8 protein-coding genes are annotated in these 11,139 nt (G+C 71.1%); 4 read left to right on the top strand and 4 right to left on the bottom strand.

Going from position 1 to position 11,139, the window contains the following annotated elements; translation table 11 throughout:
• Positions 1 to 16 precede the first annotated feature (16 nt).
• Positions 17 to 1,369 (bottom strand): condensation domain-containing protein, encoded by a 1,353-nt coding sequence (locus AW271_RS33445; protein WP_062341614.1) that lies wholly within the window; start codon positions 1,367 to 1,369, stop codon positions 17 to 19.
• Between the two features lie 55 nt (positions 1,370 to 1,424).
• Positions 1,425 to 4,484, bottom strand: coding sequence for a glycoside hydrolase family 48 protein (locus AW271_RS33440; RefSeq protein WP_062341613.1), 3,060 nt, complete (start codon positions 4,482 to 4,484; stop codon positions 1,425 to 1,427).
• Between the two features lie 270 nt (positions 4,485 to 4,754).
• Here AW271_RS33440 and AW271_RS33435 point away from each other — a divergent pair, with 270 nt between their 5' ends.
• The 3 genes from AW271_RS33435 to AW271_RS33425 are packed head-to-tail and all read left to right on the top strand — an operon-like array spanning position 4,755 to position 7,625.
• Positions 4,755 to 5,504 (top strand): NUDIX hydrolase, encoded by a 750-nt coding sequence (locus tag AW271_RS33435; protein ID WP_062341612.1) that lies wholly within the window; start codon positions 4,755 to 4,757, stop codon positions 5,502 to 5,504.
• A 43-nt stretch (positions 5,505 to 5,547) separates the two neighbouring features.
• Positions 5,548 to 6,378 carry a hypothetical protein gene (locus tag AW271_RS33430; protein WP_062341611.1) on the top strand — a complete coding sequence of 277 codons (831 nt, stop codon included), beginning with the start codon at positions 5,548 to 5,550 and terminating at the stop codon, positions 6,376 to 6,378.
• Positions 6,379 to 6,395: 17 nt separating this feature from the next.
• Entirely contained in the window at positions 6,396 to 7,625 is a 1,230-nt protein-coding gene (locus AW271_RS33425) for an adenylosuccinate synthetase (protein WP_062341673.1), read from the top strand.
• On the opposite strand, the gene AW271_RS33420 is transcribed toward AW271_RS33425, so the two are convergent.
• Together AW271_RS33420 and AW271_RS33415 are read right to left on the bottom strand one after the other, a co-directional pair.
• Entirely contained in the window at positions 7,622 to 9,502 is a 1,881-nt protein-coding gene (locus AW271_RS33420; RefSeq protein ID WP_062341610.1) for a S41 family peptidase, read from the bottom strand. The genes AW271_RS33425 and AW271_RS33420 overlap by 4 nt on opposite strands.
• 84 nt (positions 9,503 to 9,586) lie before the next feature.
• Entirely contained in the window at positions 9,587 to 10,195 is a 609-nt protein-coding gene (locus AW271_RS33415) for a TetR/AcrR family transcriptional regulator (protein ID WP_062341609.1), read from the bottom strand.
• Between the two features lie 91 nt (positions 10,196 to 10,286).
• Between AW271_RS33415 and AW271_RS33410 the strand changes: the two genes are divergently transcribed.
• Positions 10,287 to 11,138: an SDR family NAD(P)-dependent oxidoreductase gene (locus tag AW271_RS33410; protein WP_062341608.1), complete on the top strand. Its 852-nt coding sequence runs from the start codon at positions 10,287 to 10,289 to the stop codon at positions 11,136 to 11,138.
• Position 11,139: the final 1 nt, after the last annotated feature.

Below are 11,139 nucleotides of genomic sequence, written 5' to 3'. Positions count from 1 at the left end.
CCCGTCCGCCGTAACGTCACCGCAACGCCCGAAGGTCCACCGGCCGCGTGTCCCGGTACGCCGACTCGACGACCAGTTCCTCGACCCCGCGCATCAGCGTCACCATCCGGTCGCGCGGGAACCGGCACGTGTCGGCCGTCAGCCCGATCGCCAGCGTCCCGGCCTGCCGGGTCACCACGAAGCAGAAGTCGCAGTTGAAGTGCTCCACGCCCGGCAGCCACTCCACCTCGGCCGGGCACGGGCCGTCGGTCGGCACCCCCTGGGCGGCCGTCCGCTGCTCGACCGGCCGGACGTCGTTGAAGCAGCACGACGGGTAGACGCGCACGTCGCGGTCGGCGCTCACCTTCTCCACCATCGCGTCCCAGGCGCGCTGGTCGTACTGGGCGTGCCGGTAGGAGCGCATGGCGTCGGAGTGGGACTGCTCCAGGGTCTTGGCCAGCGGGGCCTGGGGGTCGTGGCGCAGGGTGAACAGGCCGAGCTGGGTGAGCGTGGCCACCAGGTTGCGAGTGGCCGGCCGGTAGCGGTTGTGCACGATCGGGGTGATCGCGCAGACGTCGTGCCCCAGCAGCGGGCCGAGCAGCACCGACACCGCGGTCATCAGCACCGTCGCGGTGCTGACGTGATGGCGGGTGGCCACCACCGCGACCGCGTCCTCCAGGGCGTGCGAGGTCAGCACGCCCCGGCTCCAGCGCGGCTCGGCCGGCGGGCCGACCACGGCGGGGAACATGGCGGGCGGGATGCGCCGGTAGCCCTTCTCCCAGTGGGCCAGCGCGGCCTCCGAGCGGTAGCGGCCGACGCCCGACTCCTCCTCGGTCACCAGGTCGAGCAACTGCTGCGACGGCGGCACCGGGAACCCGCCGCGCAGCAGCAGGTTGCGCAGCTCGCGGGCGACCAGGTCGGCGGCGTAGTCGTCGGCGGCCAGGTGGCACAGCACGAACACCACGTGCCGGACCATGCCGTCGACGACGACCAGGCCGAACCGCGCCGGCCACTCGTCGCCGGGCGCGAACGCCGTGCGGCCGAGGTCGGCCAGCAGCACCTCGGCGACCTCGTCGGCCTCCTCGTCGGCGCACTCGGCCAGCCGGATCGGCAGCGCGCCCTCGCCGTGGACGACCTGGAAGGGCTCGCCGTCCGCGTCGACGTGGGTGCGGGCCCGGAGGGCCTCGTGCCGGAGGGTCAGCGCGGCGATCCCGGCGACCACGTCGTCGAGCGGGAAGGGGCCCCGGCCCCGGGCGAAGGGGATCAGCCGGCCGATGTTGAAGAAGTGGGCGTTGGCCGCTCCGGCCTGCTGGACGGCGTCCCAGATGGCGCGCTGCCCCCAGGCCAGCCGGGCCTTCCCTTCGCGACCCCCCGCGAACTGTGCTCTCACTGCGTACTCCAGAACAGCCGGCGCGGGCTCGTGCGAGCCCGCGCCGGTCGGATGGTCAGCCCGCCGGGAACAGCGTGCCGTAGTCGGCCAGGGCCATGGCGATGTCCGCCTGGGCCCAGAACCGGTGATAGGTGAACGTCGGCACGGCGCCGCCGTTCAGGTATGCCTGAACCTTGGGCCATTCCGGGTCCTGCAGGTAGAAGGACCGGATGCCGAGGAACGACTTGCCCGGGACGATCGTGTCGCCGTTGGGCATGACGCCGCTGTAGCCGGAGGGGATGTAGACCCCCTGGCCCGTCGACGCGTTGTAGACGTCGTCGAAGCGCTGGTAGTCGGCGCGCGGCTCGGGGATCGCGATGCCCTTGCTGGTCTTCGACAGCAGCAGGCGGTCGATCAGCCCCTTGGCCGTGGCCTTCGCCTGGTTGCCCAGGGTCGAGCCGTTCTCCTTGGCGGCGTACCAGATCAGCGTCCGGGCCAGGGAGGCCGCGACGCCGACGTCGGTGCCGGTGTTGCGGATGGACACGTGCAGGCCGGGGTTGTCGGCCGGGGTGCAGGTCGAGCAGTTGAAGTTGGCCACCGGCGCGCCCGACCAGTCCATCTCGTTCGGGATGGCGAAGGTCGCGCCGCTGCCCAGGGTGGTGTTCGCGACGGCCCACGGGACCCACTTGTCGAGCACCGACTTGGCCATCGTGTTGCCGGTCACGTAGTAGAGCTCCGCGAGGCGCTGCATGCCCCACGCCTGGAAGCCGAACCACTGGTTGGAGGGCGGGTCGTGGTAGACGGGGTCGACGTCGTAGGTCTGGCCGAAGAACTGCGGCAGGTTGCTCGGCCGGGAGGCGTAGGCGCCGTCCCACGAGTTGGTCGCGCCGCCCGCGATGCCGCCCTCGGCGGACTGGAGCCACTTGTAGAACTGCACCTGGCGGGTGAGCGAGGTGGTCCAGTCGGTCGCGGCCGTCGGCGACTGCGGGCGCAGCGCGGTCGGGCCGCTCGAGCTGAGCACCCAGGCCGCGAGCGGGTTCTGGTATCCGCCGTGGTTGTGGCTGGAGCCGATCCGCCACGCCCACGTGCCGTCCATGGCGCCGCCCCAGGCGAAGTACCAGTTCAGCAGGTACGCCGAGCTGCTCTTGCCCGAACCGGCGGTGCACGTCGGCGACGCGCAGCCGGGGTTCTTGAAGTACTTGTCGTACATCGCGTAGCGCAGGTAGTCGCCGAGCTTGCCGGCCTTGGTGAGGGTGGCCGAGATCTGCGACTGGTTGCCCTGCTCGGTCGCCCAGATCAGCGCCCAGTAGGCGGCCTGGACGGCGCGGGCGTCGGCGTCGGGGGCGTTGGTGTAGCGCCACTGCGGGGCCGCGGTGCCCTGGATGAACAGCGGCTGGAAGCCGCCGCCGGTCTGGCCGTACCGCTGGGTCTCGCACGACGGGTGCGGGATGGTCTCGAAGACCGACTCCTGCGGGCCGCGCTGGTAGGTGTTGATGTAGGTGACCCGCTTGGTGTTGTCGCCGCACTCGCTCAGGCTGCTGCCGCGGCCGGTGCCGAAGCCGTAGACGTCGTCGACGTCGATCAGCCAGTGCATGGCGTACATGGTGCGGTTGCCGTAGGTCGACTGGAGCTCGGCGGCCAGCGGGTCCTGACCCGCGACGACGCTCGTCGAGAGCGGCGACGGGTACTGGTTCGGCTGGTTGAACTCGGGCGCGTAGTCGGCCGGGTCACTGGGGTTGTACGCCGTCTGCCCGCCCGGCTGCCCCGCCGTCGACGGGATGATGTACTGCTCCATCAGCGCCCACGAGGCGTTGAACGGCGCCCAGTTGCGGGTGACGCGGCCGTACTGCGCCTCCAGCCAGATCAGGTAGGAGAACGCCTCCGACGTGGTCTCGTGCCCGTGGTCGGGCGCCTCGACGAGCAGCGTCTCCACCGAGTGGTAGGGGATGCCCTCGGGTGACAGGTAGCCCGAGGCGCTCGACTTCAGCTTGTTGTACTGCGTCTGGAACTCGGTGATGTACGCGTTGCTCGTGTTCTCGTCGTCGGCCTCCGTCGCCGTGACGGCCACCGAGGACAGGCCGGTGGACGCCACGGTGAAGGTGCGCGAGCCGTTCGTGCTGTCGCTGTCCTGCGCGGCGCTCAGCGTCACGTTCTGCGCGGTCGCGTAGTTCGACGGCGTGAACGTCAGCGAGGTGCCGGCGGTCGCGGTCAGGTCGGCGTCGCCCGAGCCGGCCGTGGTGGTCACGGTGACGTTCGAGGTGGGCGCGATCGCCAGGCGTACGCCGAAGATGGCGGTGTTGCCCTCGGGGACGGTCACCGCGGTCGGCGAGACGACCAGCGACTGGGTGGTGCCCGGGTCGTCGTCGACCTCGTTCGCGGTGACGCTCACGCTGGTCAGGCCGCTGGAGGCGACGGCGATCGTGCGGGAGCCGTTGGTGCTGTCGGAGTCCTGCGCGGCGGCCAGTGTCACGGTCTGGGCGGTGGCCCAGTTCGACGACGTGAACGTCAGGCTGGCTCCCGAGCTCACGGTCAGGTTCGTGTCACCCGAACCGGCCGTCGAGGTCACCGTGACGTTCGACGAGGGCTGCGCCTGGAGTCGCACCGAGTAGGTGGCGGTGCCGCCCTCGGGCACGTTCACCGTCGTCGGCGTCACGACGAGCGCCTGCGGGGTCGGCGAAGGAGACGGGGAGGGCGAGGGGTTCGGCCCGTTGCAGACCGTGCCGTTCAGCGAGAACGAGGCCGGGTTGGTGTTGGTGCCGCTGTACTGGCCGTTGAAGCCGATCCCGACGTTCGCGCCGCTGCCGAGGTTCTGCGCCCACGACGGCGCGACGACCGTCACGTTCGCGCCCGACTGCGACCAGGTGCCGTTCCAGCCCTGCTGCACGGTCTGGTTGCCGGGCCACGTGTAGGTCAGCCGCCAGGGGCTGACCGCGTCGCCGAGGTTCTGGATGGAGATGTTGGCGCCGAAGCCGGAACCGTTGTCCCACTGCTTGGCGTAGGTCACCTGGCACGCGATGGCGGCGCTGGCGGGGAGGGTCGGGAAGGTGGCGAGCGCGACGGCCGCCGCCACCGCGGCGAAGACGGCCGTGGCGCGGAAACGCCACGACCGAGGCCGGAGTCTGGGTGGGGGTCTCATAGCAGGTCATCTCCAGGGGGGGTGGGCGGATCTCAATGTGGGCGCGTTTCCGTTCGGCGTACAGGGTGTTTCGGCAACGTGACCACCCGAGGTCAACCGACGTGGGACGGCGTACGGAGCGTGGTGAAACGTTCAAAGCGAGACGCGGACGGCCGAAGGCCGGCCGTGGCTTGCGTCCGGAATCTGCCGAAAAGACAGGGCTCCTTGTGCACACATCGGCACGGGGTTATGCTCAATCACAGAAATACTCAGTATGAGAAAGACGGTGCGATGAAAGAGGCGGATGCGGAATGGCTGGAGAACTATGAGCCGCATGCCTACCCGCCTGTGGGTGTGACGGTCGACCTCGTCATCCTGACGATCCGCGACAAGGAGCTCCACGTCCTGCTCATCGAACGCGGCGAGCCGCCGTTCAAGGGCGAGTGGGCGCTCCCGGGCGGGTTCGTGCTGCCTGACGAGGACCTGCCCGAGGCCGCCGCCCGTGAACTGAGAGAGGAGACCGGCCTCAAGCAGACCGATCTCGACCGTGTCTACCTGGACCAGCTGAAGACCTTCGGCAAGCCCGGCCGCGACCCGCGCCCCCTGCGCGTGTTCACGGTGGCCTACCTGGCCTTCGCGCCCCAGGTGCCCGAGCCCGTCGCCGGCACCGACGCCAAGAACGCCGCGTGGATGTCCCTGGCTGCCACCAGGGACATGAAGCTCGCCTTCGACCACGCCGCGATCCTGGCCGAGGGCGTCGAAAGGGCCCGCAACAAGCTGGAGTACAGCTCGCTCGCCACGTCGTTCGTGGGGCGCGAGTTCACCATCTCCGAGCTGCGCAACGTCTACGAGGTCGTCTGGGGCGAGCAGCTCCACCCGGGCAACTTCCACCGGAAGGTGATGTCGGTCGACGGCTACGTCGAGGAGACCGGCCGCACCACCGAGCGCGGGGGAGAACGTGGGGGCCCCCGTGCGCGGCTCTACCGGTGGGGCGGCGCGACCCAGCTCCATCCGGCGTTACTGCGTCCGTCAGAAACCTGAAGCCACCGAAACACTCGAAGCCACCGATGAGGAGTCACCGCACATGGGATGGGGCCACTGGTCCGACGATGAATTCCAGGCCGCGCGGACCTACCGCGAGCAGCGCGGCCTGGCCGCCTTCGGCCACTCCGAGGCGATGCGCGACCAGCCCCGCCACACCTGGCGGGTGCACCAGGCGCTCGACCCCTACAACGTGAGGGTCCGGGAGGCGCGCGACTCCCAGCAACACCCCGAGAGCGTCGCCGTCGCGGTCTTCTTCGACGTCACCGGTTCGATGCAGCGGGTCCCCCGGGAGTTACAGGAACGCCTGCCGAACCTGCTCTCCACGGTCACCGCGCTCGTCCCCGACGCCCAGATCCTCTTCGGCGCCGTCGGCGACGCGACCTCCGACCGCGCGCCCCTCCAGATCGGCCAGTTCGAGTCCGACAACCGCATGGACGAGGACCTGCGCCGCATCCTCCTGGAGGGCGGCGGGGGCGGCGGCATGCGGGAGAGCTACGAACTGGCTCTCTACTTCCTGGCCCGGCACACCGCGCTCGACTGCCACGAGAAGCGCGGCGTGAAGGGGGTCGCCTTCGTCATCGGCGACGAGATGCCCTATCCGACGGTGGCCGGCCACGAGGTGGCCGCGCTGTTCGGCGAGTCCATGGTCAAGGACGTGCGCACCGAGACCGTGATCAAGGAGGCTTCCCGCCTCTGGGACATCAACATGATCATCCCGGGCGGCACCTCCCACGCGGGCGACCAGCAGGTCAGCGGCCTGTGGCGCACGCTTCTCGGCGACCGCGTGATCGAGCTCGACGACATCTCGTCGATCTGCGACACGATCGCGCTCACCGTGGTCGACCGCGTCATGTCCCAGAAGGCCCACTAGCGAGAGTGGAGGCCACCATGGAAGACCACGTGATCGTCGCCGACCTCGGATACGGCGACGCGGGCAAGGGCACCATCGTCGACTACCTGTGCTCCCGGCACGCCAACGTCAGAGCGGTCGTCCGTTACAACGGCGGCGGCCAGGCCGGCCACAACGTCGTCACCCCCGACGGCCGCCACCACACCTTCGCCCAGTTCGGCGCGGGCACCTTCTGGGGCGTGCCGACCTTCCTGTCGAAGTTCATGATGGTCGACCCGATGCGGCTGGCCGCCGAGGCCAACCACCTGCGCTCCCTGGGCGTGCACCGGCCGTTCGACCTGCTGACCGTCGACCCCGAGGCGCTGGTCACCACGCCCTTCCACATGCGTGTCAACCAGTTCCGGGAACGTTCCCGGGGCGAGCGCCGCCACGGTTCGTGCGGCATGGGCGTCGGCGAGACGGCGTCCTACGCGATCGACAACCCGGGCTCCGCCATCCGGGTCGCCGACTGCGGCAACCCCCGCACGCTGCGTCCGCTGCTGCGGCGGCTGCGCGACTGGGCCTCCGCCGAGATCGGGCAGCCGATCCGGATGCCGTCGGTCGACGACGTCGCCGAGGCCTACCGCCAGTTCGGCGCGACCGTCCACACCGGCCGGCTGCCCTCGGGCGGGCCGCTGATCTTCGAGGGCGCGCAGGGCGTGCTGCTCGACGAGTGGCACGGCTTCCACCCCTACACGACCTGGTCGACCACCACGTTCACCAACGCGTTCGAGCTGCTCGGCGAGGTCGGCATGGACGACGCGAAGCGGCTGGGCGTGGTCCGGACGTACATGACCCGGCACGGCAACGGCCCGTTCGTGACCGAAGACCCGACCCTCCACCTGCCCGAGCGCCACAACATGACCGGCGAGTGGCAGGGCCCGTTCCGCACCGGCCACCTCGACCTCGTCGCGCTCCGCTACGCCGCCCGCGTCTGCGGCGGCGTCGACGAGATCGCGGTGACCCACCTCGACGTGGCCGAGGAGCACCCCGAGCTCAAGGTCTGCCGTGAGTACGCCGACGGCCTGACCCTGGTGCCCGGCGGCGGGCTGGAGCACCGCGCCCGGGAGTCCGAGCGCCTGCTCACCGCCCGCCCGATCCTGTCGGCCGCGCCCGAGTCGTGGGCCGGGCTCGTCGCCCAGGAGCTCGACGCGCCGGTCACGATCCGCTCCAGCGGGCCGACCTGGCTCGACAAGAAGGTCCGCCGGTCGGCCGCGGCCCGCCGCTAACCCGCCTCGGGGAAGGCCGTGGCGACCGCCACGAGTTCCCCGCCGAGGAATCCCTCGGCCCTGACCTGTTCACCGGTGCCCGGCAGGGTGAGGCTGCCGGCCCCGGGGGCGACGTCGACTGAGCCACGGGGGCGTCCGTCGACGTACACGTCGACCCGGTCGAGGCCGAGGGTGTCGAAGTGGGTGACGAGCGCGTCGTCGCCCGGGACCACGCTCAGCCGGAGCCGCCGCTTCGGCAACCGGGTCAGTTCGCGCCCGGCCGTCTCCATCAGGTCGGGGTTGCCCTCCAGCAGGTCGGCGACGGTGAGCCGGTGGCGGACCGGCGGGACCACGCCGAGGTCCTCCAGCGGGGTGCCGGCCGAGTCGCCCACCCGCAGGGTGCGCCTGATCGCGACGCTGATCGCGGCGCCCGCCGGCAGCGGCTCGTAGGGGCTGCCGGGCACGTCGCGCAGGTCGTCGAGCAGGTCGGCCTGGCCGACCACGTTGGCGCCGCCCGCGCCGGTGTTGTCGTCGACGCCGATGATCGTGCCGATCGTGTGGTCGGCGAAGCCGGCGGCGAAGATGTCCGACGTCGAGTAGCAGCGCGCGTCGGTGATCAGCACGACCGGGCCGTGGTAGAACTGCCCGAACGCGTTGACGATCTCCTCCGAGCTGAGCGGGAAGGCGTCGGAGTAGACCGCGCCCGTCTCGACCGACAACTCCAGCGACCGGCGCCAGCGCGCGTAGTCGCGGGTGTGCGTGGCCAGCAGCAGGTTCAGCGGCGAGCTCACCATCTGGGCCGGTTCGGGCTGGATGCGGCGGTGGGTGAGGAACTGGAGCAGGATCTCCCCGGCCAGGATGTGGCCGCCCGGGTTGCTCCGGATGTCGATGATCAGCCCGTCCTCCGGCAACGACGTGACGATCTGCGCGAACGCCTCGACGTGCGCCTGCAGCGCCGCCACGAACTGCTCCTGCGAGGTGAACTCGCCCAGGCTGAAGCCGGTGATGCGGACGTGCCCGAACGTGCCGGACGTCGTCTCGACGGCCCGCCAGAGGAAGATGCCGGTCGCGGTGTAGTTCGACGGGCCGGCGCCCTGGAACAGGAAGCTCCTGATCGAGGCCAGCTGCTCGCCCTCGATGTCCACGCCGCGCGGCGCGTCGCCGCCGACCGGGGCCGGGGGCACGGTCCGGCGCAGCACCAGCCACGGCAGGCGCAGCTCCTGGGGCTTGCCGTCGAGGTCGACGTACGAGACGACGACCCACTCCTCGTCGGGCGGCAGGTGACCGGCGAGTGACCGCTGGGTCAGCGACTCCAGCCCGCGCGCGTGCCGGGCGGCCAGGTTGCTCCCCGCGTAGCGTTCGCCGTTGACGTCGGCGGCCCGGCCGATGGGCATGCCGTTCCAGTGCGTGACGGTGACGCCGACCTTGAGGTCGCCGCCCACGGGCAGCAGGCCGGCGTTGACCTGGGTGACGACGTAGCGGTCGCCCGCCTGCTCGATGCGGAACGGCAGGAACGCCGCCGCGTCGGCGAACGGCCTGGGCAACTGGTAGCCGGTGTGCAGGTCGCGCACCGAGTGGAAGATCGACTGGAGCTCGAAGTGGAAGGCCCATTCGGGGTCGGGGGTCTGCTGCCGGCTGAGCCGCGCCTGGAGCAGCCGGAGCCGCTGGACCGGGTTGACGCCGTGCATGGCGACCTTGAGCGGCAGGTGCGCGAAGTTCTGCTCGAACACCACGAGGGCCTGCCGGACGATCAGCCGCCGCTGGTCGAGGGTGAGCGTGCCGGCCGTGGCCAGGAAGTCGGCCAGGGTGCCGGGGACGATCGTCCAGACGGGCTGCGGAGCGGCGGCTTCGGGCTGCGGATCCGCGGCGGCGGCGGTTAAGACGGCCTTTGCGTCCATATCTGGCTCCTGGTGGCCTTCGGAAGGAATGTCGGAAGTCCACCATGGCCGCCCGGAACGGTCCAGGGGAGAGTAGGGGGCTACTCAGCGGCCCTGCCGGAGCCCGTTGAGCGCGGTCTCCACGACGGCGTCGGCGAACTCGGCCGTCAGCGGGCCCTCGCGGTGCAGCCAGCGGTTCTTCAGCGGGCCCCAGAGCAGGTCGACGGCCACGTCGAGGTCGACGCCGGGCCCGAGTTGCCCGGCCTCCTGGGCCTTGCGGAGCCGGCGCCGCTTGAGCTCCCTCATCGGTTCGTCGAGGCGCTCGGCGTAGTCGGCGGCGAGGGCCGGGTCGAGCAGGATCTCGATCGCCAGGGCGCGCATCGGCTCGCTGTAGCGCGGCTCGGTCAGCTCGGCGACGGTGGCGCGGAGCACCATCTTCAGGTCGGCTTCCAGGTCACCCGTGTCCGGCAGGTCGGCGGGCTGGTCCGGCGGGCCCTCGGCGAGCATGAGCAGCGCGTCGAACAGCACCGCCCCCTTCGACGGCCACCACCGGTAGATCGTCTGCTTGCCCGCCCCGGCGCGGGCGGCGATGGCCTCGATGCTCAGGCGGGCGTAACCGACCTCGCCGGCCAGGTCGAGTGCGGCGGTGAGGATCGCCCGGCGGGCGGCCTCGTTGCGCCGGGCCGCGTCGGGCGCCTTTCGCTGCGTCGTCATGGGAGAAGTGTAGACGAGACGGACCGTCTCGTATTACAGTCATGGCGAGCCGAGACGGTTCGTCTCGCCAAAACCTCTCAGGAGATCTGACATGACCGTTGATCGTGTGTGGTTCGTCACCGGTGCGAGCCGGGGCCTCGGCCTGGCCTTCGCGAAGGCCGCGCTCGCCGCGGGCGACCGCGTCGTCGGGGCGGCCCGCGGCATCGCCCCGCTGGAGGCGCTCGCCGCCGAACACGGCGACCGCTTCCTCGCCCTTCCCCTGGACGTCACCGACCGCGCGGCCGTCCGGGCCGCCGTCGACGAGGCGGTGCGGCGGATGGGCCGCCTCGACGTCGTCGTCAACAACGCCGGCTACCTCGCCATGGGCATGCTGGAGGAGTTCGGCGAGGCCGAGGCCCGTGCCCAGATGGACACGAACTTCTTCGGCCCCCTCTGGGTCGCCCAGGCCGTGCTGCCGCACCTGCGCGACCAGGGGAGCGGCCACATCCTGCAGATCTCCAGCATCGGCGCGCTGGGCGGCTTCCCCCTCACGGGGATGTACAGCGCGAGCAAGTTCGCCCTCGAAGGCATGAGCGAGGCGCTGGCGGCCGAGGCCGAGGCGTTCGGCGTCAAGGTCACCATCGTCGAGCCCGGCGGCTACTGGACCGGCCTCTACACCACCGGGCTGGTCACGACCGAGCCCCTGGACGTCTACGCGCCGCTCCGGGCCGAGCTGGAGAAACGGTTCGCCGAGGGGTCGGTCGACAGCCTGCCGGAGCTCGCCGCCCACGCCGTCATGACGCTCGTCGACAGCGACGACCCGCCGCTGCGGCTGCTGCTGGGCAGCCTCGTCTACGACCTCGCCTTCGACGTCTCCCGCACGCGGATGGAGACCTGGGCGGCCTGGGAGGAGGTCAGCCGCGCCGCCGAGAAGGCGGTGCCCGCACCCGCCGCCTTCTGCTAGG

This window comes from Herbidospora sakaeratensis, from assembly GCF_001570525.1.
Classification (GTDB): Bacteria; Actinomycetota; Actinomycetes; order Streptosporangiales; family Streptosporangiaceae; genus Herbidospora; species Herbidospora sakaeratensis.
The sequence above is the reverse complement of the archived record's forward strand: the minus strand, read 5'-3'. Positions and strand labels throughout refer to the sequence as shown.